This window comes from Sphingopyxis indica (assembly GCF_032879645.1).
Taxonomy (GTDB): domain Bacteria; phylum Pseudomonadota; class Alphaproteobacteria; order Sphingomonadales; family Sphingomonadaceae; genus Sphingopyxis; species Sphingopyxis indica.
The window spans coordinates 163543-186999 of record NZ_CP076394.1 but is presented as its reverse complement, the minus strand read 5'-3'; the positions used below and the strand labels follow the sequence as shown (position 1 = coordinate 186999).

The window sequence follows — 23457 nt, the reverse complement described above, 5'->3', positions numbered from 1 at the left end:
GATCACCAGCGCGGCCGTCGGCCGGCCGGGCTCCCCTGATGCAGATCCATGACCCGCGCCACGATCTGCGTGCGGTTGTTGACGCCAAGCGTTTCCATGATCGCGCGGATATGCGCTTTCACGGTGCTCTCGCTGATCGCGAGTTGCTGCGCGATCGCCTTGTTCGAAAGCCCGGTAACGAGCAGCCGCATCACCTCGCGCTGCCGCGTCGTGCTCGCGGCGAGCAGCGGGTGATCCTCGTCGATCTCGTAGCGGCCGACGGTCGGTGGCTGCGCCGACTGGCGCACCTTCGACGCCTGCGCCTGCAGCACGGTGAGCGGGATGACGGCATAGCCGCTGTAGGCGAGCCGCAGCGCGGCGACCAACAGGTCGGCGCTGATGTCGCCGGTGACCACCGCGACGGGCATGTGCGTCAGCTTTTGCGTCATGTCGAGCATCGCCGGCGTGTCGCCGCCGAGCAGGACGATGACCGTGATCCCCGGCCAGCGGCGCTCGGCCTCGACGATTTCGCGGTCGAGGCGGTCGGCGTCGCGCTCGGGCGCATTGCTGAAGAGGACCACCATCCGATAGTCGAGGGCGGCCGGCACCTCGCGCACCGAGGCGAATTCCTGGATATAGGGAAAGGCATCCGATCGCAGGCTCGCGGCGATGCACTCGCGGTTGAACGCCGATGGATCGACGATCGCGACTGGCGGCAGCTGCACATCGCGATCGGCTTCGGCAACGGCGAACGGCACCTCGGGTTGCGTCCTTTCCACGGAGCTCATGCTGTCCATGGCGGCGACCAGCGCTTGAAGATGCGGTCCTTCCAGGCCCAGATCCCGGATTTCTGGGGGACTTCGCCGGTGTAATAGGCGGCGCTGTCCATATAGAATTGGACCGAATCGCCGTAGCCGCGGCGGGCATGTTCGGCATAATCGACCTTGTCGAAAATCGCGGCGTCGATCTTCCCGCTCATCTGCTGCATCGTCGCCTTGACCTCGTCGATCGTCGTCCGCCCCCAGCACAGCACCATCAGCGTGTGGTCGGCGATCTGCGACAGCGTGCGCGCGTCGCGCACCGCGAGCGCCGCGGGGCCGTTGACGATGATCAGGTCATATTGTTCGCGCAGCCGCTCCATCAGCACCGCGACGCGGCGATGCGAGATCAGCGACGCCGGATCCTTGACCGGTTCGCGGACACTGAGCAGTTCGGGCTTGTAGGTGATGATTTCGCGGCTCGCGGGATCCTCCTCGGGCCGCGCGGGAAGATATTTCGCCGGCGGGTTGAGCAACAGCTCGACGAGGTCGGGTCCTTCGGACTGGCGCTGGATGTCCTGCATCACCCCCGGCCGCCGAAGGTCGAAGTCGACGACGATCGCGCGGCGCCCGACCGCGCACGCCGCTGCGCAGAGGCTGAGCGCGACGGTCGATTTGCCGTCGCCGGGCAGCGGCGAGGTGATCAGCACCGTATGCGGCTGATAGCCGCGCCCCAGATCGACGACCTCCGAATGCGTCGCGCGCGCGACTTCGGCAAACAGCGATTGCGGCTCGCGCACCACCGGGCTGTCTTCGAGCGAGGTCGTGTGCAGCCCCGGAATGAGCGGGAACATGCCATAGGTCGGCAGACCGAACCAGCGGCGCACCTGTTCGACGCTGCGCACCTTGTCGTCCATCAACTCCTTGGCGAAGACGAGCAGCAGGCTGAGCACCAGCGATCCCAGAAAGGCCGCGGCGATCGTCTTCTTCGGAGTCGGCGAGATCGGATCGGTCGGCACCGTCGCGGGCGAGACGAGGGTTGAATTGACGCCGATCACGCCCAGCAGCGCGCGCACCTGCTCGGCCTGCTTGTGCGTCGCCATATAGACGTCGCGCGCGACCTCGGCCTCGCGCTCGAGCCGCGATAGCTCGACATTGTTGCTCGTGTTGGAATAGGCCTTGGACAGCAGCTGGCTGAGCTCGCCCTTCAGCCGGTTGGCGCGCGCCGTCGCCGCCGCCGAATCGCTGGCCGCCATCGCCGATTGCTGAGCGGCGCTCGCATTGGCCTGCGCACTGGCGACGGCCGCGGCCGCCGCGCGTTCCCGGCGGATATTGCCTTCGAGCGCGGTGATCTGGTTCTGCACGCGTACCATTTCGGGGTGCCCCGACCCATAGAGCGACGAGAGGCGCGCCTTTTCGTTGAGCAGCGATTCATATTCGCGCTCCTGCTGCTGCAGCAGCGGCGAATCGGCGCCCGCGATCGTATGGATTCCCGCCGCACGCGACACGCCCGCCGATTTCGCGGCCATCGCCGAACGCATGCCGTCGGCCGACGCCGCCTCGGCGGCGATGCGATTGATCTGCGCCAGATCCTCGGCGCCGCCGGCGCCTTCGAGCATCCCCGCCTGGCGCCGGAAATCGGCGACGCGGCGTTCGGCGGTCGACACATCGCCGGCGAGCCGCGCGACCTGCTTGTCGAGGCCGGCGAGCAGCTGCACCCGGCGCTGTTCGCGGCGGGTCAGCCGCATCTTCTGCGCGGCGTCGGGATATTGGTTGGCGATCCGTGCCGCCAGCTTGGGATGGGCGAGCGTCACCTGAATGTCGATCAGGTCGGACTTTTCATTGTTCAGGATCGACACCGCATTGACGAGCCGCGTCGTCGCGAGCGCCCGGTCCTGTTCGCGAACCCTTCCCTCGGGCCGCGCCGCCGATCCCATGAAGCGCGAATTGCTGGTCAGTTCGAGGTCGCGGACGACGGTTTCGGCGACCGCGCGCGAGCGATAGATTTTCGCCTCATTTTCGACGCGCTGCGCGTTGCGCGACGCCGCTTCGGCCTGGTTCGCGCCTTCCTCGTCGGTCAGTTCGACCTGCACGGTCGAACTCGTCTGATACATCGGCGTCGCGAGGATCTGCGACAGCACGGCAAGCGCGACCGCGACCCCGACGATCGAGACGATCAGCCAGCGGTGCCGCATGATGATGCGCTGGATATAGCGCAGCTGCAGATTGTACATCGCGGGGTCGGGGCCGCGCTGCTCGCGGTCCTGCACGGTCCCGTACAGGGCCTCGTCCTGATAGGCTGGTACGATGCTGTTCACGATGCCCACCGATCGTCTCGGGCGAAGGCCAAGCCCTCCGCGGTCGTCCGATATTGTGCGCAGCGGCCCACAGAGACAAAAGCTATTGGGAGCGAGCCGCGGAGCATCGTGGCTAATCCTTTTGCACCGGCGTCGCGCCGCGCGGCATCATCGCGCCGCGCCCCGCGCCCGCCTGACCCGCCGCTGCACCGCCGGGAGCGCCCCGGCGAAGCCTTGCGTAGAGGTCGAGATGCGCGCGCGCGCAGGTGCCGAGTTCGTAGCGGCGGCCCGTCGCGAGCGCCGCCGCCGACAGCCGCGCATAGATGTCGGGCTGCGACAGTAGCGTCATCAGCGCCGCGGCCAGCGCGTCGGGGTCGCCCGGCCGCACGAGCAGCCCGTTGTGTCCGCTAACGATCAGGTCACGCGTTCCCGCGACGTCGGTCGCGACCACGGGCAGCGCCGACTGCAAAGCCTCGAGCATCGCGATCGGCATCCCTTCATAGTGCGAGGCGTTCACGAACAGATCGGCGCCGCGCATCAGCTCGGCGACGTCGCTCCGGTTGCCGAGCAGCTCGACATATTTGCCCGCGTTCAGCGCCGCCGCCCGCGCTTCGAGATCGGCCATCAGCGCGCCGCCGCCCGCGATGCGCAGGCGGAAATGCTGGCGCGCGGCGCACCGGTGGCGCAGCCGCGCCGCGGCTTCGATCAGCATCGGATAATTTTTCTGGTCGGTGAGCGCACCGACCGCGAGGATCGTCGCCGGCTCACCGATGGCCTTGCGCCCCTCGGCGGCAAGAAAGCCCGCGCCCGCGGCGTTGACGATCGGTGTCACGGGGCGCCGGACGTGCGCTGCGAGCAGCTTTTCGCAGTCGCGGCCGATCGCGACATAGCTGCCGACGATCCGGTCGAATAGCGCGAACATCTGCGGCGGAAAGCTGAGCTTGCTGTTGTGATGCGTCAGCACGACCGGGCAGCGCACCCCGGCAAGCCACAGCATTGGCAGCGCGCGCGCGGTATGCGCGTGGACGATGTCGGGCCGCTCGGCGCGCAGCAACCGCCGCATCGCCCACACGCCCGCGATGACATTGCGGCGATCGCTTATGCCGAGCAGCCGCGTGGCGCCGCCCTCGGCCGCGATCTTCGCGCGCTGCGCCCGTTCGATGCCGGCATCGTTGCCGATCGCCGCCGCGGGGCTGAGCGCAACGACGGTCGAGGGATGGCCCGCGCCAACGAAGGCGCCCGACAGATTCGACACCAGCACCTCCGCGCCGCCGGCGGTGAAGCTGGTGAGGATCGAGAGAATGTGCATCGGTCGGGTTCCGCTGGAGTGGCTCGCCCCTCGAAATGACCCGACCAGGCCGCACGCCTCAACGGCAATTCGGGACTAGACCCGATGCCCCTCTTCATCGCGCGCGCCCGCGCTGGCAGCGTCGTCCGCAAATGACCGACCTCGCACCGATGAACCTGTCCGCCGCAAAGCTGCGGAATCGCGAGATATTCATCGTGATCGCCGCCTTGGGCGCGGGGGGCGCCGAGCGCGTCGCCGCATGGCTCGCGGAGCATCTGCTGCACGCTGGCGCGCGCGTCACGATCGTCGCCTTCGATCGCCCCGACGAGCCCGTCTATCACGCCTTTTCGGACCGCTTGCGATTCGTGCGGCTGGGGATCGCGGCGAAGCGCGGGAGCGGGATCGTGCCGCCCGTGCTGCGCCGGATCGCGGCGTTGCGCCGCGCGGTCGCAGAAGGTCGCCCCGAGCTGATCGTCAGCCTGCTCACCAAGATCAATGCGGTGACGCTGTGCGCGACGCTCGGCATGGGCGTGCCGGTCGTCGCCTGCGAGCGCAACAATCCGCGCCGCCAGCCCGCGCACTGGCTGTGGAAAGCGGTGCTGCGCCGCGCCTATCGCCGCGCCGCGGCGATCGTGTGCCAGACCCGCGCGAGCGTCGCCTGCATCCCGCCGGACAGCCGCGAGCGGGTGGTCGTCATCCCCAATCCGGTGCTGCCCGCAGAAACCGCCGCCGACCGCGAAAGACCGCGCACGATCGCCGGCGTCGGCCGGCTCGAAGCGCAAAAGGGATTCGACCTGCTGATCGACGCCTTCGCGGCGGTGGCAGAGCGGCATCCCGGCTGGCGCCTCGACATCTGGGGCAGCGGCCCCGACGAGGCCGCGCTGCGCGCGCGCGCGAAGGCGCTGGGCGTGGCCGCTCGCGTCGCCTTTCGCGGCCTCAGCGACCGGCCGGGCGGCTGGATCGCCGAGACCGGCCTCTTCGTTCTCGCGTCGCGCTACGAGGGCTTCCCCAACGTGCTTGGCGAGGCGATGGCGGCCGGCTTGCCGGTGATCGCGACCGACTGCGACTTCGGGCCGCGCGAGCTGGTCGACGACGGAGCCGACGGCCTGCTCGTCGCCAGTGAGGACAGCGCCGCGCTCGCCAAAGCGCTCGACCGGCTGCTCGGCGACGACGCGCTGCGCCGCACGCTTGCGGCCCAGGCACCGAGGGTGGCCGCGACCTTCGCACCGTCGCGCGTCGCCGGCGAATGGGAGCGGCTGTTCGCCGGCCTGCTGCGCTAGGCGCTAGACCGCCGCGCCCGCGCCGGTGCCGAGCAGCCGTTCATAGACCGCGCTCACCTGCTCGCAGTGCCGGTCGAAGCCAAACCGGACGCGCGCATCGGCCTCGGCCCGCGCCGCCAACGCCGCCGCTTCGCCCGCCGCCATATCGAGCGCGCCCATCGCCAGCGCCACTGGGTCCTCCGGGGTCACCAGCCGCCCGAGCGCACCGTCCTTCAGCGCCTCGACATTGCCGCCCGACCGCGTCGCGACGATCGGCGTTCCGACGAGCATCGCCTCGATCAACGTCCGGCCAAAGGGTTCGCCGACCGCGGGGACGAGCAGCCGGTCGCACGCCGCGATCCACGCCGTCCCCGGCGAGCGCCAGCCCATGATCCGCACATGATCGGCCAGGCCGCGCGACGCGATATGCGCCCGGATCGCCGCGTCCATCGCCGGCTCCTCGGCGGCGCCGAACAGCAGGCCGACGATCGGACGGTCGGCGCGCATCCGCCGCATATGGTCGATCGTGTCGAGAAACAGCAGCGGGCGCTTGCGCGCGACGAACGCCCCGAAATAGCCGAGCAGCAGCGTGTCGTCCGGCACATCCAGCTCGGCGATCAGCCGCGCCCGCGCCGCGGCGCGGTCGACGCTTATGCCGGTGTCGAAGGGGCTGTGGACGACCTCTGCCTTGCCCGCCGCCGAGATCAGGCCCGGACGCGGCAGCGAGAATTGCGACACCGCGAGCACCGCATCGGCAAGGAAGGGCGCGGCATAGCGCAGCCCGCGCGACCCCGGGTCGCCGCGGTGATGCCAGAGCAGCCGCGTCCCCGCGAGCTTCGCCGCGAGCGCCCAGGCGACCTGCGTGCGCCCGTCGTTGACATGGACGATGTCGATGCGGTTTTCCCGAAGGAAGCGGATCTGCGGCCCCAGCTGCGCGAGCGCCGCCCTTATCGCATTCGCGCCGACGCGCCGGTTATAGGGAAGTTCGGGCCAGTCGAACGGACAGACGACGGGGATGCCGTGGTCGCCGAACAGCCGCGCCAGCTTGCCCCCGGGATGCTGGACGACGACGAGCGGGTCGAAGCGGGCGCGGTCGATGCGGCGCAGCAGGTCGAGCACCGACAAATGGCTGCCCCCGATGACGTCGCCCGAAAAGGGCAGGCAGATGCGCGCCCGCGCGGTGGCATCGGAGGACGCGGGCGGGATCGGCGCGAGGCCGGTATCCGCCGCCGCCGATCGCGCCGCGAGGGTCATCGGACGGCTTCCCGCTTGCCGCCTTCGAGGCGGTCGCGGTGCGCCTTTTCGGCGGCGATCCGCGCGCCGATGTCATAGTCGAGCGGGGTGATCACCAGCGTCGAGGAAGACAGCGCGCGACCGACCATGAAGCCCAGCCATTCGAGCCCGAACAGCGTCCGGCGGCGATAGCGCGTCGCGGCGCGGCGCCGCATCAACTGGCGCAATTTGGCGAAGAACAGGTCCTTGGTGAAATGATAGGAGGTCGCCATGTGGCGCTCGCTCGCCAGCCGCGCGATCTCGCCGAACGAGCGATAACAGGTCCAGCGCTCGATGAATTTCGCGGTCTCGAGCGCGTGGCGACGGACGTTTTCGTGCCCGAGCAGCGTCCGGTCGAGCCGGTAGCGGCCGATACCCATCCGGCTGAGCAACGCGATCCACGCGACGCGATAGTGAAAATCCTTGATCCAGTGCGAAAAGGGGACGTGGCAATGCGCCTCCTGCATGCACTCGCCGAGCGGGAAGACGTGGATCGACTGCCCGCCGGGTGCCAGCGTGACGCGCATATTGTCGAAAAAATGGCACAGATCCTCGACATGTTCGAGCACCTGGTTCGACAGGGTGAAATCGAAAAAACCCGGCGGATAGCCCCAGTCGTCGCCTTCGGAAACGAGGCGGATGCGCTGCGACCAGTCGATCGCCGGATGCCGCGCCTTCAGATGGCAGAGCGTGCGCTGCATCTGGCCGTCGTCGCGAAAGCCATGCTCGCCGATGTCGAAGCCGTAGAGTTCGATCCGCCCCGCGCCGAACTGCGCGTCGGCGAGCCGCTGCAGCGAATCGATCATCCGCCCGTCGCCGCAGCCGATGTCGAGCACGCGCAGCGCCCTGCCGCGGTCCGCCGCCCCCTGTTCGGCGATCAGCGTGCAGAGCGTCGTGAAGATATGCTGATGGGTGATCGACGACGGCGCGCAGCGATGCGACGGCGCGCCGGCGGGCTCGGTGGCCTCGAACACCGCCGGTTTCACGCCGACCGTGCCCTGGGCTCCGCCGCGATGCCGCGATAATCGCGGTACCAGGCGGCGAAGCGCGCCAGACCTTCGGCGAGCATCACCTTGGGCCGATAGCCGGTCAGCGCCGCCAATGCGTCGATATTGGCATAGGTTGCGGTCACGTCGCCCGGCTGCATCGGGCGCATCACCTTGACCGCGCGCGCGCCGAGCGCCGCTTCGAGCGTCGCGATCATGTCCATCAGCCCGACCGGATGATTGTCGCCGATGTTCAGGATACGCGGCGCCTCGCCGGGCGCCGGGCGGTCGAGCGTGCCGACGATGCCGTCGACGATGTCGTCGATATAGGTGAAGTCGCGCGCCATCCGTCCCTCGCCGAACACCTCGATCGGCGTGCCGGCGAAGATTTTCTCGGCGAAGCTGAAATAGGCCATGTCGGGCCGGCCCCACGGGCCATAGACGGTGAAGAAGCGCAGCCCCGACTGCGGAATGCGGTAGAGCCGCGCATAGGCCGCGCTCATCAGCTCGCACGACCGCTTGGTCGCGGCATAGAGCGATACGGGCGCGTCGCACGGATCGCTTTCGCTGAACGCGCCGCCGTCGGCCGGTCGATCGCCATAGACCGAACTCGACGAGGCATAGACGAGATGGACGAAGCCAGGCTGGTGCCGCACCGCTTCGAGCACCGACAAATGCCCCTTCAGATTCGCCTGCTCATAGGCGAAGGGATTGTCGATGCTGTAGCGCACTCCCGCCTGCGCCGCGAGGTGGACGATGCGCGTCGCCCCCGCGCGCCGGACGAGCGCGGCGAAGGCATCGGCGTCGGCGATGTCGAGCCGCTCCATCGCGAACCCGGCCTGCCCGCCGAGCGTCGCGGCGCGCGCTTCCTTGAGCGCGGGGTCGTAATAGGCGTTGAAATTATCGACCCCGATCACCCGCTCGCCGCGACCCAGCAGGCGCTGCGCGGTGGCATGGCCGATGAAGCCGGCGGCGCCGGTGACGATGATGGGCGGGTCGGAAGTCATAGGGCACCTTTGGGGGACGGCGTGGGAGACGGGCGCGCGGGCGGCCGGGCGGCGATCAGCTGATCGCTCCGCCAGGCGAGGAAGGCGTCGAGGTTGAGCAGCCCGTCCTTGTCTGCATCCTCCCACGCATCGGCGCGGTGCGGGTCGGTGCCGTGCGCGCGCTCCCAGTCGTCGTCCATGCCGTCGCCGTCGCGGTCGGGATAGGGGGCGGCCGAGGCAATCGGCGGGATCGTGCCGGGCTGGCGCACGATATGGCCCGTCCGGCGCCGCACGTCATCGACGATCTTCTGGTCGAACGCATCGCGCGGAAAGGCTCCGGCGCGCGCGAGTGCGGCTTCATACGCCTCGTCGGCGCTCATCGGCCGGACGGTCAGCGGACAGGGCGGATCGGGCACCGAGGCCGCGGTGGTATCGGCGGCGACATGCTCGAACTTGCCGTCGAAGCGGTTGCCGAACATATAGATTTTCGCATCGCCCTTCGACCCGATTTCCTCGCGGTCGATGCCGACCGCGTGATCGGCGGTATCGGGCCCCTTGCGCATCACATTGCCGACGATCGACACCGGCGCGCCGCCATAGCTTTCCCACACCTCGACGAACTGCGAGCCCGCGTCGTAGAGGATGTTGTTCACCACTTCGACGCACGATCCGGGAACGAAATTGATGTCGGGATTGCGGTCGCCGTTGTGCGCGCAGATATTGCTCAGAAAACTCACCTGCTGCGGGCCTTCGGGATCGCTACCGAGGAGCGCGCATTTGTCGTGCTTCGGAATCCCCTCGGCAAAGATCGACCAGCTGATCGTGATATTGTCGTTGTCGCCATAAGGATTGATCAGCTCGTCGCGCGCCCAGCTCGCGCTGACATGGTCGATAATCACATTGCGGCTGTTTTCGATGGTGATCGAATCCTCGGCCGCGCGCGCGCCGCCGATCCGGTCGTTGCGCACGCGGATGTGGCGCACGACGATGTCGTGGCTGCCCTTGATCAGCAACGGGGTGAGCCCGTTCGCGCCCCCCGAATGCGCGACGGTGATGCCGCCGCCGGGCGCCGTCTGCCCGGCGATGGTCAGATAGGGGTTGCCGATCACGGGCGGCTTGCCGGTGAAGCGGATCACCCCCGCGACCCGGAATATGCAGACGCGCGGCCCCGACGCCTCGACGCAGGCGCGAAGCGAGCCGGGGCCCGCGTCGGCGAGCGTATCGACCGCGATGATGCGCCCGCCGCGCCCGCCGCGCGCTCCCGCGCCGAACCCCGTCGCGCCGGGAAAGGCAAGCGGCGCCGCGACCGGCTGCGGCGGCGGCGGCGGGTTCGTCGCGGTCGAATCGGTGCAACCGAGGATCATCAGATACCCGAGCGCCAGCGACGCCGGAACGGTGATCGCGCAGCGCACCCTGCCCCGCATCTCGGCCGGGCCGGTCAACGTCTGCGCCGGCGCACTCATCAGAAGCGGCTTCGCAATTCGATGCCGACGCGCGTCCGTTCGAACGGCTGGGTCGGATCGTCGCTTTGGCGATCGGCGTAGTTGGCGGTGACGGCGAGCGAGAGATAGCGGTTGATCCGATATTCGGCCTCGCCGGTGACACCGATGGTGCGTTCGGAAATGTCGGTGCCGACAAAATCGCTGTGCCGGTAATAGGCCGACGCCTGAAAGCGGAGGTCCTTGCGCGCCTCGGCCTGGATGCCGAAGCGTATCCGCGTGTCGGTGCGCGACTGGGCGCCGTTGCGCACCGTCGCGACATCGCCGTTGAAAGCGTCGAGCGTGAAGGCGATGCGGCGGCTGGGCAGATAGGTCAGCGACGCCTCGGCCGAAACCCCGGTGCGGCTGCGCAGCGACGGGTCGTCGGGCGAAAAGCGGAAAACGCCGACCGTCGCCTCGCCGCGCAGCAGGCCGGTATCGGCGAGGCGCACGCCCGCGCGCGCGCCATAGGTATCGGCATCGCGGTTCACGCCCGAAAAATCGACCGGCCGCCAATAGTCGCGGCGCGTGTAAAATCCGGTGATCACCGCGCTGAGGTTCGCCGCGACGTCATAGCCGAAGCTGGCGCGCACGGCGTAATTGTTGAGGTCGCGGTCCGAATCGACCGGCGCGCGATAGTCGAAGCGCGCGGCGCTGCCGCGGACCGAGAAATGCGTCTGGCGGCCGTCGTGGTTCCAGCCGAGCTCGGTGTCGAGAATGTTGATCTGGCGCGGCCCGGTGCTGCGGGTGTCGCGCGCTTCGGGGTCGCCGCGGTCCTCGATCGCACGCCGCCAGCCGGTGCGGCTGGTGATCCGGTCGGATTCGGAAGGGGCGTAGCTGCCGCGCAGATCGACATAGCCGGCGTTGCTGTTTTCGCTGCTGCGGTTGAAATAGCGGCGCAGGCTCGCCTCGCCGGTTAGCGACAGGCTCGCCGCATCCTGCTTCAGCCGCGCCTCGAGCCGCGGGGTGAAGGTGACGGTCCCGTCGTCGACCGGATCGTCGGGCTCGGCATAGATATTGCTGTCATATCCGACGCGGACCTCGGCCGAGGGATAGAGCTGGAACGGACCCGCCGGCAGCCCCTGCGCGTCCATCCCCGGCTGCGGCAGGTCGAGCACCGGGGCCGTGGTGTCGATCTGCTGCGCCTGTGCGGCGCAGGGCGCCGCGAGGCAGGTCAGCAGCGCGAGCGAGCGGCCGCGGGTCAGAACCACCGCTCGAACACCTGAATCTGGTCGCCGGGCTGGATCGGATCGTCGGTGCTCGCGCGGCCGACCACCGGCTTGCCGTCGACCGCGCGGGTGATCGAGACGCTCTTCTGGTCGGCGCGAAAGGTGAAGCCGCCCGCCATCGACACCGCCGCGAGCACCGACATGCCCGGACGGAAACTATATTCACCGGGCTTGTTGACCTCGCCCAATATATAGAAGGGCCGCAAGGAGGCGGGCTGGACGTTGACGATCGGCGCCTTCAATATGTCGCGGTCGAGCAGCGCCTGCTTGATCGCCCCCTCGAGTTCGGAAAAGCTCTTGCCGCGCGCCGGAACCTTGTCGATCATCGGCATCGAGATCATGCCGTCGTCGGCGACGGTGAAGGTCGCGTTGTTGAACTGGTCGAGCCCATAGACATAGACGCGAACCTCGTCGCCGGTGCCGAGCGCATAGTGGCCGTTGGCCACCGGCGGCAGCGGCGACAGCGATGCGGTTTCATTCGTGCAGCCGCTCAGCGCGAGCGCCAGGCCCAGGCTGCAAAGAATGTAGGAAACGGAGCGAATGATCTTCATGACGAGTTCTCCAACCTGAAACGGCCGGTCGAAACGGCGGGACGGCTGCGGACGCTATCGCATCGCCGCCGGATGGCCGTTGGCAATTTCGGCGCGCGGGCGGCGAAGAGGGTGTACTGGCTGACCGGCGTAACTCCTTTGGGGGAGGCGCGGCATACTTCCGTATAATATCATTAGGGAAAGCAGGACCGGCACGATGATCAGCCGCGAAAACATGTGCGGGCTCGACTGGCTGTAGATGATGAACACCGCCACGACCGCCAGCGTGACCCCCGCTTCCATCCGGGTCTGCCCGAGGCGCGACAGCGGCGCCCACAGGAGCAGGAATACGAGCGTGAGCAGGCCGGTCAGCGACAGCAGCCCGCCTTCGGTCAGCATCAGCAGATAGAGGTTATGGACCGGCTGGCGAATCTCGTTCGTCGTCCGGAACTGGTCGGCGCCGAGCCCGACGATCAGCGTATCGTCGGCGGTGTGCCATGCCTGCCTGATCAGCTTGACGCGCCCCTTGTACGTCCCCGCTTCGGCGAGATCGCCGTCCGAAATCGCATTGCCGACGCGCTTTTCGAACACCGCGGGCACGGGGGCGCCGCTGGCGAAGAACAGTGCCGCCGCGAGCGCCGCGATCACCAGCATACCGCCCAGATAGCGAAGCCCGAGGAACAAGAGGGTGATCGACAGCGCCACCATCGTCGCCGCAAAGCCGGTGAAGGACGCGCTGAGCATCAGCGCCCACCCCAGGATCGGCACCATGATCGCGACCAGCCACGCCGGAATCAGCCGCGTGACATAGGCATAGATAAGCAGCGGCGCGGTAAAGGCGATGATCGCGCCGTTCCAGTTCGGCTCGGCCGCAAAGCTGGACAATCGCCCGTTGCCGGCGACGAATTCGTCGGAAAAGATCGCCGCGGCTTCGTGGTGCGTCATGGTCAGGCTGATCGCGATGCCGAAAATTTCCATCGCCACGATGCCGGCGATGAAGGCCGCGGTCATCCGGCGCGCGACCGACAGCGGCTGCGCCATCAGCAGCATCGGCAGCAGCAGGAATCCCGTCAGATACTGGCAGGCGATGATGATCCAGCGCAGCATGTCGCCGTGAAAGACGGTGCCGATGAACAGCCCGCCGAGCATCATCGCGAGCCCGAAATACCACAGCGGGGTGATCTGCCCGAAAGGAATGGCGGTGAGCTGCCCGCGCGCGAGGCAGATCGCAAAGGCGAGCGCGAACATCAGGTCGGCGATGGTGAAGTTGATGTCGCCGATCCGAAGCAGCTGATAGCCTGCGAAAAACGCCCCGAAGACCAGAAAGGGGATCGCCATCGCGGGCGGTCCGCGCCGGGTCAGCATGGCGGTCTCGAACATCCCCATCTCGAGGCGCCGTTCGTTCAGGCGCTCGGCCTTGCCGATCTGCCGGGTGAGTTCGAGCGGCGGCGGGTTCGCGCTCATGATGCGCGGAGGCGGACCGGAACGGCATCGCCCCGTTTCGCGCACTGTCTGCCGCGGCGTGTCATTCGCCGGTCCCTTTCGAGTCCATCGGGATGGTCGCCCTCCTGCTCCCCATCATCGACCCGCCCGTGCGCACGCGCCACGCGAATTGCGGGGGATGCGCGGCGCAAAAGGCGTAGGCCGCGCGGCAATAAGGAATGAGGCCGGAATGGCGACTTCACGAGCCCGCCCGGCGCCCTACCATAGCCCCGTCCCCCGAGCGAAGCCGTGTCCGTTTCGCCCATGATTTCGGAATGATGGAGGCAGATGTCATGCCCGACCACGGCAGGAAAGGATCGGGCCGCCCGCCGGCCGGGATCTCGCCCGCCCGGAGAGGGAACGCTTGACCGGCCTTGCCGCCATCCGCCGCGCGGCAGTGCTCGCGCCGCACCCCGACGACGAGGTGCTCGGCTGCGGCGGCACCATGGCCCGGCTCGCCGCCGCCGGGGCCGAGGTGCATGTCGTCATTGCGACGCGCGGTCGTCCGCCGCGCTATTCGGACGCTTATATGGACCGGGTGATGGATGAAGCGCGCGCCGCCCACGCCGTGCTCGGCGTCCATCGGACGCACTACCTCGACCTGCCGGCGGCGGCGCTCGACACGCTGCCCGCGGCCGAGATCAACGCCCGCATCGGCGACTGCCTCGATGTCATTGCGCCCGATACGCTCTTCGTCCCCTTCGTCGGCGACATCCATCTCGACCATCAGATCGCCTTCACCTCGGCGATGGTGTGGGCGCGGCCGCGGCACGCCGGCGCGCCGGCGCGGGTGCTCGCCTATGAGACGCTGTCGGAAACCAACTGGTATGCCCCCGGGGTGACGCCGGGGTTCCAGCCCAATCTCTTCGTCGATGTTTCGGACCATATCGAACAAAAGATCGACGCCTTCGCGGCGTTCGAATCGCAGGCGAAGCCGTTCCCCGACGAACGCTCGCCCGAGGCGATCCGCGCGCTCGCCACCTTGCGCGGCGCGACGGTCTATTGCGCGGCGGCGGAGGCGTTCGTCGCGATTCGCGAAATATGGCGCGGCCGATGACCGCTTTCGGCCCGGTCGTGCGAAAAATGTCGCGCAGCTTCGGCGACGGCGGGCTCAACGCGCGCCACCTGACCCAGATCGGGCATCTCCTCTCGGGCAATGCGATGAGCAGCGTGCTGATGCTGATCAGCACCGCGATCGCCGCGCGCACGTTGACGGTCGAAAAATTCGGCGTCTTCGTGATGATCCTGACCTTCGTCCGCCTGATCGAGCGCATCGCGCGCTTCGAATCGTGGCAGCCGCTGATCAAATTCGCCACCGACCGCGAAGCCGACGGCAATCCCGACCAGCTTGCGCGGCTCTATCTCTATGGGCTGCTGCTCGACGTCGGCGCCGCGATCGTCGCCGCCGGCACCGCGCTCGCGCTCGTCGCGCTCGTCGGGCCGCTGGTCGGGGTCGACACGGTCTATCTGCCGCTCGTCGCGATCGCCTGCCTCGGCACCTTGTTCAACATCACCGGCATGCCGACCGCGGCGCTCCGCCTCGCGGGGCAGTTCCGCACCATCGCCTACAGCCAGCTCGTCGCGCAGCTGCTGCGGATCGCGCTCGCCTTCTTCTGCTGGTGGAAATCGCTCGGTGTCGAAAGCTTCCTGATCGCATGGACCGCGGCGCAGATCTTCGGCGCGATGATCTTTCTCGCTTTCGGCTTCGCCGCGCTGAAAGTGCAGCGGATTCCCAACCCGCTCCGCGCCTCGCCGCGCCATCTGATGCGCGATTTCCCCGGCTTTTTGACCTTCGCCTCGTCGACCAACCTGTCGATGACGATGCGCACGCTGACGCAGGAGGCCGACACGCTGCTCGTCGGCGCGCTCGCCGGGCCGAGCCCCGCGGGCTTCTATCATATCGCCAAGCGCCTCGCAAAGCTCGCGCAGCAGGTCGGGGCGCAGGCGCAGGCGGTGATGTATCCCGACATGGCGCGACTGTGGGCGAGCCGGCGCTATCGCGATCTTCGCATGTTGACGCGGCGCATCCAGGGGGTGCTCGGGGCGATCGGCCTCGCGGTGCTGGCCGCGGTCGCGGCGTTCGGCGAGCCGCTGGTCACCTTCGCCGCGGGAAGCAAATATGGCGACATCGGCCCGCTGCTCGTCGCGCAGGTGGTCAGCGTGATCTTCATCATGCATACCGCGCCGTCACGATCGGTGCTGCTGTCGATGGGCCGCCCGCACCTCGTGCTCGTCGTCGCCGCATTCGGCACGGCGGTCTTCTTCGCCACCGCGGTGCTGCTGATCCCCGGCATGGGCGCGATGGGCGCGAGCATCGCGCAAATCGCCTTCGCCGCCGTCACTGCGCTGTGGATGGACGTCGCGTGGCGCCGAACGCTGCGCGGGCTCGCCGACCGAACGCCCTGACGCCGATCACGCCCGCGGCGTTTCAGGCGGCGGACCGCCAGCCCTTCCTCACGATAGAGCCGCTGGGTCTTCTTGCGGTTGATCATAACGCCCTCCCGGCGCAGCAGGATATGCAGACGGCGATAGCCGAACCGGCGACGCTGGTTGGCCAGCTCGCGCAGCTTCTCACGCAAACCGGCGTCATCGTCCCGGGTGGAACGGTAACGCACGCTCTTACGATCGGCATCGATGACACGGCACGCCCGCCGTTCGCTCATCCCGTGGCAGGCCTGGAGATGAGCTACAGCTTCCCGCATGGCGGCGGGCGTCAGAACTTTTTTGCCAGCAGATCCTTCAGCGCAACGTTGTCCAGCATCGTGTCGGCCAGCAGCCGCTTGAGCTTCGCGTTCTCGCTCTCAAGTTCCCTCAGTCGACGGGCTTCCGATACCTCCAGCCCGCCATACTTCGACTTCCAGTTGTAGATCGTCGCTTCCGACACGCCGTGCCGTCGGGCCAGGTCGGCGGTCTTCGCACCGGCCTCGGCCTCCTTCAGCACGCCGATGATCTGCTCCTCTGTAAACCTCGTTCTCTTCATCTCGTCCGTCCTTCGGTCAGGGTCGGACTCTAATCGAGACTGGAGGAAAATCAGGGGGTCACGTCACCGGGCCACGTGTGGCTGATCTGAGACCCCGTTTTCCATACGCATTCCATACTCGTGGAATAGCGCATAGCTAACCTATTGAAAGATTGGCGCACCCGACAGGATTCGAACCTGTGACCTCTGCCTTCGGAGGACCATGCCTTTGGGAATATCCATATTTCTCAGCTCCTTAATGGTTCCACACCTCATGGTTTGTCGTGTTTTGTTCTGCTTGGTTTCCGGGGATAATCCGGATCAGAAAGCGTCTCTGGCGCTGGTTTGATAATTGGGATGATGGTGGCCGTAATTCTTCTCAAGCGTCTCCCGCGTCATGCCCAGGAACCCGCAGGCTTCGTGCTTGTCGATGCCCTTCTGCATCAACCAGGTAGCGCAGGTATGCCGTAGGGTGTGGGGCACTACTTTCCGGTGACCGGTCGTCGGAATGTCGGCCAGCGCCACGGCGGCATGAAAGCTGTTCTTGATGTCCTTGATCGGGTGGCCCTGATAGGTCACCACATATTCATCCTGCGGATATTTTCGTCGCCGCCGCTTAAGCTGCTTCACCAATCGTTTCGGGATGGTCGTTCGCGGCCGCTCTTTCTTGGTGCGCCGGCGACCTGCGGGGTTCCAATCGATATAACCACGCTCGAAGTCGATATCCGCCCACTTGAGCGACAGAATCGCTTCTTTGCGTTGGCCGGTAAGCATGCCGATTATCAGGAATAAGGGCAGATGCCCGGCCGCCCGATCCACACGGGAGGCCGCGCGCACGAGCTTCACGGCCTCATGGCATTCCAGAAAACGGATACGGCCTTCGGATGGCGCCGGCCGAAACACCGTGACCGTTCTGGAAATCAGGCCGTCGCGAAACGCTCGATTGATTGCTGCTGCCAGCACCCCGAGTTCGCGGCGCATCGTTTCCGTGGCTCGATTGCGCCAGACAAGATAGTCGTCGCAACTCCCCTCGGTCACTTCGCTGACATAGCGATTGCGCCAGAAAGGAAGCATCGCGCTAACGGCGTTCTGAATGCGTTCCTTGTCCGCGACCTTCGGCATCCGCTTGAGCATGTAGTTGTTGAGGGTCTCGGCGATCAGCACCTCCGCCGGATCGCGCGGCCCTTTTGGTTTGTGGCGGGCGATCAGCCACGTCGCGCGGAACAGCTCAGCCTCTCGGCGATCTCGTGTGCCAGTCGATTTCTCTCGGCTTCGTCCGCCTTCTGTCCAGTAGATGTAAAAGTTTCCACCTGGGTCTTTGCGGTCGATTTCGAGTCTTGGCTCGGCTCTTGGTCTGGACATGCTTTCACCACGTGGTTCCTGAGATACCGCTCCCACGCGCCGACAGGGATTTTCGGGTTTCGCATACCGGGCGTAGGGTAAATGTGATCCAGCTTGCGCTGCTGGATCAGGTGGCGGATGGCCGACACTGAAAGGCCGACGCGAGTGGCCAATTGCTTCGGTGTTTCGAGAGTGGTTGTCACATCACACTCCAAATTGGTTGATTTCATCCCCGATTGCGCGGACAATGAACGCATCACCCATAATGAATACATTTCAATCAATCAAGGCAGTTTTGGATTGAAAAGTGGGTTGAGGAGGGAACTTGGCTGTCCTGGATGACATGGCGGAGCGCCTTGAGCAGATTCGCAAGCGCGAGAATCTGTCGCAGGAAGCATTCTCGCAGCGGCTTGGCATCAGTCGGGGTGCCTACCAGCACTACAGTCGAGGTGGGCGCGAGATTCCATCCAGCGTTCTCGACGCCCTCCTGCGGGAGTTCGGAACCGATCCATACTGGATGCTTCGCGGTAATGAACGAGGGCCATCTTCCGCGAAGGAAGAACTTTTAGTCGAAAATGCCGCGCGGATCGTATTGATGCTGCTCGATGCCTATAAGGATCAGAAAATCCAATGGGATGAAGAGAAGCTAATAAATGCCACAAAATTCGCCCAATTCTACCTCTTCGATAAGCGTAGCATCATCGCGGAGGGGCGCGACATTATAAATAAGTTCGCTTCTTCATGAGAGGGTCAATTATGGAACGGAATAACCCGGACTTCTATGGCAGGGTCATGCACGGTTACATTGTGCATGAACGATCGCGTAGCGGATACTCAGCTCTTCTGCTGGGCGGAAAGGCTCTGATATTGCTCACAGCGCTTTGTGGGCTGAGCCTTCTGGCGTTTGCTTCTCCGGCGATCGGGTCGCATTCGATGTATGGGGCAATCATCACTGGTGCGGCGTTGGCCGTGCTGATTGGCCTGGGGTGGGTGGAAGCGCGATCCGGCAAGCCGGTTCTGCGTCCGCGCGGCATCCCTGGATCGGGATTCTGGCATTGGGAATTCGAGATGCCCAAGCCAGCCAGCGGCAACGCGGAAACCGCTGGCTGATCCATATTTCACGACGACACCGAGAGATCTGCCGCATGAGCGGTAAAGAGGCGGCACCAAGAAGGGGCGGGCATGACGGAGCTGAGTTTCAAGGGTAAGGAGTTTGTCTATAACCACCATCTGGCGGTGCCCTTCCGCCCACTCGTGCCCGATGAAACCAAAGGCATCGGCCCCGTCGCGCTCGACGGCAATCTCGTCATCCACGGCGACAACTTGCACGCGTTAAAGTCGCTTCTGCCGCTTTACGCGGGCAAGGTGGACTGCATCTTTATCGACCCGCCCTACAACACCGGCAACGAGGGCTGGTGTTACGACGATAACGTCAACGCCCCAATGATCCGCGAGTGGCTGGAATCCAACCCCATCGGCATCGAAGATGGTCTCCGCCACGACAAATGGTGCGCAATGATGTGGCCGCGCCTGCGGCTACTCCATGAACTTCTCGCGGATGACGGAAGTATCTGGATCACGATAGATGATAATGAAGGGCACCGCCTTAAATTAATGCTCGATGAAGTTTTTGGGAAAGAAAACTTCCTAGCAAACTTCGTATGGCAGTCGAAGGATACACCCGGTAATAACAGTTCTGGAATCGCTGAAACTCATAACCATGTAATCGCATTCCGAAAATCGGAAGATTTTACTCCCGATCTTTTGGAGAGAAACGAAGATCAGATCGCGAACTACACCAACCCTGACGGCGACCATAGGGGCGATTGGTTGGCCGCGCCGCTGACGCGCGCAGAGCATCGCGATAGAGATTACTACGCTCTTACTAACAGGGCTGGCCGAGAAGTTTTCCCACCGAAAGGCAGTAGCTGGAGACGACCGCCCGCCAAAATGAAGTGGCTCGAAAGTGATAAACGAATCTGGTGGGGTAAGAACGGTGACGCCGATTTCCCAATGGAGAAGAAGTTTCTAAAAGAAGCAAAGCCAGGCGTGGTTAATCAGACGTGGTGGCCGTACACATTCGCGGGGAGTACTCGAAACGCAGGAGCAGAATTGAAGGAGCTTTTTGAGGGTGAGAAGCCTTTTGAAACCCCCAAGCCACGGCAACTCATCGAGCGCATCTTGGAGCTCTCCTGCGGGCCGGATGCCATCGTTCTCGACTCCTTCGCAGGCTCAGGTACAACGGCACACGCCGTTCTCGCTACAAATGAGAAAGATGGCGGCAACCGCCACTTCATCCTTGTTGAAATGGAAAACTATGCCGACCGCCTGACGGCGGAGCGCGTCCGCCGCGTTATGAACGGCTATGACTTCAAAGGCACGCAGAAGACTGAACTTCTGCGCGAACGGCTGAATTGGCGCGCCCTCAATAATAGCGGCGATTTGGTGCACAAGGTCGAAGCTATCGAGAACCTGCACGGCCACGAGTACGACCGCATCAAAAAGGAAGTGAAGGACGGCGAGTTGATCGTGACCGGGGAGAAAACGGTGGCGGAGCGCGCCGAAGGTCTTGGCGGCTGCTTCACCTATTGCACGCTCGGCGATCCTGTCGAGTTGGACAAGGTGCTCAACGGTGAAACTTTGCCGCCCTATTCCGGTCTGGGTTCGGCGCTGTTCCATATGGCGACCAATCACGCGCTAGATACCGTTGTCGTGCGCGAAGATGATTTCTACCTCGGCGCATCCGAAGGCCAGCATGTCTGGCTGATCTACAAGCCGGATCTCGACTGGCTGAAGTCGCCGGAAGCGGCGTTGACGCTAGCTCGCGCTAAGGCGTTCGCCGCCTCCGATCCAGACAGGCGGCACCTTGTCTTCGCCCCGGCGCGATTCGTGAGCCAGAAGATGCTGGCGGAACAGAACATCCCCGTGGAGTTCGTGCCGCTGCCTTTCGCGCTCTACCGGATAGATCGGAGCTGACGCTGTGTTTCGCCAGCTCGATTATCAGGACCGCGTGCTCTCGACGCTCGACGCTTATCTGGACCTCTTGAAGGAAAAGAAGGCGCGCGCCGACAGAGTGGCGGCACTCGCCGCGCAAGACCCGGACCTTGGCCTTGCCATTCCGGATTTTGCGAAGGAGGCTTGGGAAGCCATGAACGCGGTGGGCAAGCTGCCCGCTTCCCGCGCCGCGATTCCGTTCTCGCCGCGCATGGACGGCTGCGACCGCCCCGTGCCCAACGCCGTGCTGAAGGTGCCGACCGGCGGCGGCAAGACGTGGCTTGCCGTCTCCGCCGTGTCGCGGGTGATGGGCCGCTATCTCGACCGCAACACCGGCTTCGTCCTGTGGATCGTGCCGAATGAGGCAATTTACACGCAGACACTCAAGCACTTGAAGGATCGCCAGCACCCCTATCGCCAGGCGCTCGACCGCGCGGCGGCGGGGCGCGTGAAGATCATGGAGAAAACCGACCGGCTCGATGCGCGGGACGTGGAAACCAATCTCTGCGTCATGCTGCTGATGCTGCAATCCGCGAACCGCGAGACGCAGGATTCCCTGAAAATGTTTCAGGACCGGGGCGACGTGCACGGCTTCTTCCCGCCCGAAGGTGAGCAACAGGCGCATCAGGCCGCCATCGACCGCACGCCGAACCTCTCCGCCTATACGGGCATGTTCCCGATGGTGAAGGATTCCCTCGGGAACGCCCTTCGGATCATCCGGCCCGTGGTGGTGATGGATGAGGGCCACCGCGCCATTTCCGATCTCGCCTTCGGCACGCTCTACGGTTTCAATCCGTGTTTCGTGCTGGAGTTGACGGCCACGCCGCAGGACGTGCAGCCGCGCGGCGGCCGCAATCCGCGCGAAGGCCGCTATGCCAATGTGCTGGTGGAAGTGACGGGGCGCGAGCTGGACCGTGAGGGCATGATAAAGATGCCGCTCAACCTCGATCCCCGGCAGGGCAATGACTGGAAGGCCACGCTGAACGCGGCGCTCGCCAAGCTCGACACGCTTGATGTCGAAGCTCGGCAATTGCGGGCCGACACAGGCCGCTATATTCGCCCGATCATGCTGATCCAGGTAGAGCGCACGGGCGCGGATCAGCGCGAAAGCGGCCATATCCACGCCGAAGATGTGAAGGACTGGCTCCTGACGGCGGGTTTCGATCCAGCGGAAATCGCAGTCAAAACCGCGCAGCAAAACGATCTCAACAATCCCGAAAATCAGGACCTGCTGTCGCCCACCAACCGCGTGCGGGCGATTATCACGAAACAAGCGCTGCAAGAGGGCTGGGATTGCCCCTTCGCCTATGTGCTGTGCAGTCTTGCGGCCAGCGCCAACCTCAAGGCCATGACGCAGCTCGTCGGCCGCATCCTCCGCCAGCCCGGCGCGCTGAAGACTGGCGTTGAAGCGCTCGACGAATGCCATGTCATCACGCACCACGCCGATACGGCCACGGTGGTCGGCGCTATCAAGGATGGCCTTGAGCAGGATGGCCTCGGCGATTTGGTGCTGCGCGTGACGCAGGACGACAAGAGCGGGACAGACAAGACGGCCCGCACGATCAAACGCCGCCAGGTTTTCGCCTCCACGGAAATCTACTTGCCCAAGGTGATGGTGGTGGAGGACGACGGCGACGCGCGCGAGCTGGACTATGAGATGGATGTGCTCTCCGCGCTCGACTGGCGGGGCTTCGATCCGAAGGAAATCGCGGATCGCGTGCCGAAGAACGCCCAGGCGGCGGAAAGCCAACTCCAACGGATCAGGCTTGCCGAGGACGGCGACGAATTGTTCGTCGGCGAGACGGTGGCCGCCAATGCGGAAATCCTTGCCTTCGATCCGGCGCATGCCGTCCGGATGATTTCCGACATCGTGCCGAATCCCTTCGTCGGGCGCGAGATTGTCGGCGCGGCAGTCGCGGCCCTTCGGACGCGGGGTTTCGATGACGCCAAGCTTGGCCTGCTCGCCAGCCTGATCGTGGAAGAGCTGCGCAAGGGTCTCGACGCCGCACGCAATGCGCGCGCTGAAGCCATGTTCAAGAACGAAGTGGCGGCGGGGCGCATCCAGTTCCGTTTGCGGCTCGATGGCCGCAACTGGCGGATGCCCTTCAGCGTCGAAACAACGGAACCGGAGAATGCTCGCCAGCTCCTGAACCGCGCGGGCGGCCCGCTCGAAAAGAGCCTGTTCGCACCCGTCTATGAGAACGAGCTGAACAGCGATGAGCGGGATGTGGCGGTCTATCTCGACGGCGAAAAGACGCTGGCCTGGTGGCACCGCAATGTCGCGCGAACGCAATATGGTATTCAGGGGTGGAAGAAGGCCAAAATCTATCCGGATTTCATCTTCGCCGTGCAGCGTGACGGAGAAGCCAACCGGATTACTGTGCTGGAGACCAAGGGCGATCAGCTCGACAATCTCGACACGGCTTACAAGCGCGAAGCGCTTTCGTTCCTATCGGATCATTTCCAGTGGGACGAGACCACGCCGGTCGGCGAACTGGAACTGGTCAACAACGGCGAAACCGTGGAAGGCACCTTGATCCTGATGAGCGAATGGAAGGCGAACCTGCCCGCGTATCTCTGACGGGACGGCATGAGGGAGCGTATGAAGCTTCCCCGCGC

At 65.4% G+C, this 23457-nt stretch carries 18 protein-coding genes and 1 pseudogene; 7 read left to right on the top strand and 12 right to left on the bottom strand.

Annotated elements, in window-relative coordinates:
• Nucleotides 1–2: 2 nt before the first annotated feature.
• From KNJ79_RS00905 to KNJ79_RS00895, 3 genes are all read right to left on the bottom strand, one after another.
• Nucleotides 3–737, bottom strand: a complete 735-nt coding sequence (locus tag KNJ79_RS00905) for a response regulator transcription factor (RefSeq protein ID WP_317152428.1) — start codon at nt 735–737, stop codon at nt 3–5.
• Nucleotides 738–763: 26 nt separating this feature from the next.
• On the bottom strand, nt 764–3055 hold the full coding sequence (locus tag KNJ79_RS00900; protein WP_317152427.1) for a GumC family protein: 2292 nt from the start codon (nt 3053–3055) through the stop codon (nt 764–766).
• 112 nt (nt 3056–3167) lie between these two features.
• On the bottom strand, nt 3168–4343 hold the full coding sequence (locus KNJ79_RS00895; RefSeq protein WP_317152426.1) for a glycosyltransferase: 1176 nt from the start codon (nt 4341–4343) through the stop codon (nt 3168–3170).
• Nucleotides 4344–4474: 131 nt separating this feature from the next.
• On the opposite strand from KNJ79_RS00895, the gene KNJ79_RS00890 reads away from it, so the two are divergent.
• Nucleotides 4475–5602, top strand: a complete 1128-nt coding sequence (locus KNJ79_RS00890; protein ID WP_317152425.1) for a glycosyltransferase family 4 protein — start codon at nt 4475–4477, stop codon at nt 5600–5602.
• A 3-nt stretch (nt 5603–5605) separates the two neighbouring features.
• Here the strand turns inward: KNJ79_RS00890 and KNJ79_RS00885 are convergent, their stop codons facing one another.
• Genes KNJ79_RS00885 through KNJ79_RS00855 form a run of 7 tightly spaced genes read right to left on the bottom strand, consistent with a single transcriptional unit; the run spans nt 5606 to nt 13526 of the window.
• Nucleotides 5606–6835, bottom strand: coding sequence for a glycosyltransferase family 4 protein (locus tag KNJ79_RS00885; RefSeq protein ID WP_317152424.1), 1230 nt, complete (start codon nt 6833–6835; stop codon nt 5606–5608).
• Entirely contained in the window at nt 6832–7839 is a 1008-nt protein-coding gene (locus KNJ79_RS00880) for a class I SAM-dependent methyltransferase (protein ID WP_317152423.1), read from the bottom strand. Before KNJ79_RS00880 ends, KNJ79_RS00885 begins: the two co-directional genes overlap by 4 nt.
• Nucleotides 7836–8846: an NAD-dependent epimerase/dehydratase family protein gene (locus KNJ79_RS00875; RefSeq protein ID WP_317152422.1), complete on the bottom strand. Its 1011-nt coding sequence runs from the start codon at nt 8844–8846 to the stop codon at nt 7836–7838. The genes KNJ79_RS00880 and KNJ79_RS00875 overlap by 4 nt, the downstream gene beginning before the upstream one ends.
• The gene (locus KNJ79_RS00870; RefSeq protein WP_317152421.1) at nt 8843–10288 is read right to left on the bottom strand and encodes a pectate lyase family protein; all 1446 of its coding nucleotides are present in this window, start codon (nt 10286–10288) and stop codon (nt 8843–8845) included. Before KNJ79_RS00870 ends, KNJ79_RS00875 begins: the two co-directional genes overlap by 4 nt.
• Nucleotides 10288–11514 (bottom strand): outer membrane beta-barrel protein, encoded by a 1227-nt coding sequence (locus tag KNJ79_RS00865; protein WP_317152420.1) that lies wholly within the window; start codon nt 11512–11514, stop codon nt 10288–10290. Before KNJ79_RS00865 ends, KNJ79_RS00870 begins: the two co-directional genes overlap by 1 nt.
• Nucleotides 11505–12083, bottom strand: a complete 579-nt coding sequence (locus KNJ79_RS00860) for a polysaccharide biosynthesis/export family protein (protein ID WP_317152419.1) — start codon at nt 12081–12083, stop codon at nt 11505–11507. Before KNJ79_RS00860 ends, KNJ79_RS00865 begins: the two co-directional genes overlap by 10 nt.
• Nucleotides 12084–12137: 54 nt before the next feature.
• Complete coding sequence (locus tag KNJ79_RS00855) at nt 12138–13526, bottom strand: O-antigen ligase family protein (protein WP_317152418.1); 1389 nt, start codon at nt 13524–13526, stop codon at nt 12138–12140.
• A gap of 382 nt (nt 13527–13908) precedes the next feature.
• Between KNJ79_RS00855 and KNJ79_RS00850 the strand changes: the two genes are divergently transcribed.
• Together KNJ79_RS00850 and KNJ79_RS00845 are read left to right on the top strand one after the other, a co-directional pair.
• The gene (locus tag KNJ79_RS00850) at nt 13909–14601 is read left to right on the top strand and encodes a PIG-L deacetylase family protein (protein WP_317152417.1); all 693 of its coding nucleotides are present in this window, start codon (nt 13909–13911) and stop codon (nt 14599–14601) included.
• The gene (locus KNJ79_RS00845) at nt 14586–15950 is read left to right on the top strand and encodes a lipopolysaccharide biosynthesis protein (protein WP_317152416.1); all 1365 of its coding nucleotides are present in this window, start codon (nt 14586–14588) and stop codon (nt 15948–15950) included. The genes KNJ79_RS00850 and KNJ79_RS00845 overlap by 16 nt, the downstream gene beginning before the upstream one ends.
• Here the strand turns inward: KNJ79_RS00845 and KNJ79_RS00840 are convergent.
• Together KNJ79_RS00840 and KNJ79_RS00835 are read right to left on the bottom strand one after the other, a co-directional pair.
• Nucleotides 15935–16524: pseudogene (locus KNJ79_RS00840) on the bottom strand (transposase); the annotation flags it as partial. The gene KNJ79_RS00845 and the pseudogene KNJ79_RS00840 sit on opposite strands and share 16 nt — an antisense overlap.
• A gap of 300 nt (nt 16525–16824) precedes the next feature.
• A complete protein-coding gene (locus KNJ79_RS00835; protein ID WP_317152415.1) occupies nt 16825–17865 on the bottom strand; it encodes a tyrosine-type recombinase/integrase in 1041 nt (346 codons plus the stop codon).
• Between the two features lie 304 nt (nt 17866–18169).
• Between KNJ79_RS00835 and KNJ79_RS00830 the strand changes: the two genes are divergently transcribed.
• From KNJ79_RS00830 to KNJ79_RS00815, 4 genes are all read left to right on the top strand, one after another.
• Nucleotides 18170–18589: a helix-turn-helix domain-containing protein gene (locus KNJ79_RS00830; protein ID WP_317152414.1), complete on the top strand. Its 420-nt coding sequence runs from the start codon at nt 18170–18172 to the stop codon at nt 18587–18589.
• An 11-nt stretch (nt 18590–18600) separates the two neighbouring features.
• The gene (locus tag KNJ79_RS00825) at nt 18601–18954 is read left to right on the top strand and encodes a hypothetical protein (RefSeq protein WP_317152413.1); all 354 of its coding nucleotides are present in this window, start codon (nt 18601–18603) and stop codon (nt 18952–18954) included.
• 72 nt (nt 18955–19026) lie between these two features.
• Nucleotides 19027–20820, top strand: coding sequence for a site-specific DNA-methyltransferase (locus tag KNJ79_RS00820; protein WP_317152412.1), 1794 nt, complete (start codon nt 19027–19029; stop codon nt 20818–20820).
• 4 nt (nt 20821–20824) lie between these two features.
• On the top strand, nt 20825–23419 hold the full coding sequence (locus tag KNJ79_RS00815; protein WP_317152411.1) for a DEAD/DEAH box helicase: 2595 nt from the start codon (nt 20825–20827) through the stop codon (nt 23417–23419).
• Nucleotides 23420–23457 lie beyond the last annotated feature (38 nt).

Coding starts and splice junctions, on each gene's coding strand:
- KNJ79_RS00870 (WP_317152421.1), bottom strand. CDS start 10,288: ATGAGTGCGCCGGCGCAGACGTTGACCGGCCCGGCCGAGATGCGGGGC.
- KNJ79_RS00890 (WP_317152425.1), top strand. CDS start 4,475: ATGACCGACCTCGCACCGATGAACCTGTCCGCCGCAAAGCTGCGGAAT.
- KNJ79_RS00820 (WP_317152412.1), top strand. CDS start 19,027: ATGACGGAGCTGAGTTTCAAGGGTAAGGAGTTTGTCTATAACCACCAT.
- KNJ79_RS00860 (WP_317152419.1), bottom strand. CDS start 12,083: ATGAAGATCATTCGCTCCGTTTCCTACATTCTTTGCAGCCTGGGCCTG.
- KNJ79_RS00875 (WP_317152422.1), bottom strand. CDS start 8,846: ATGACTTCCGACCCGCCCATCATCGTCACCGGCGCCGCCGGCTTCATC.
- KNJ79_RS00855 (WP_317152418.1), bottom strand. CDS start 13,526: ATGAGCGCGAACCCGCCGCCGCTCGAACTCACCCGGCAGATCGGCAAG.
- KNJ79_RS00845 (WP_317152416.1), top strand. CDS start 14,586: ATGGCGCGGCCGATGACCGCTTTCGGCCCGGTCGTGCGAAAAATGTCG.
- KNJ79_RS00825 (WP_317152413.1), top strand. CDS start 18,601: ATGGAACGGAATAACCCGGACTTCTATGGCAGGGTCATGCACGGTTAC.
- KNJ79_RS00835 (WP_317152415.1), bottom strand. CDS start 17,865: ATGTCCAGACCAAGAGCCGAGCCAAGACTCGAAATCGACCGCAAAGAC.
- KNJ79_RS00895 (WP_317152426.1), bottom strand. CDS start 4,343: ATGCACATTCTCTCGATCCTCACCAGCTTCACCGCCGGCGGCGCGGAG.
- KNJ79_RS00885 (WP_317152424.1), bottom strand. CDS start 6,835: ATGACCCTCGCGGCGCGATCGGCGGCGGCGGATACCGGCCTCGCGCCG.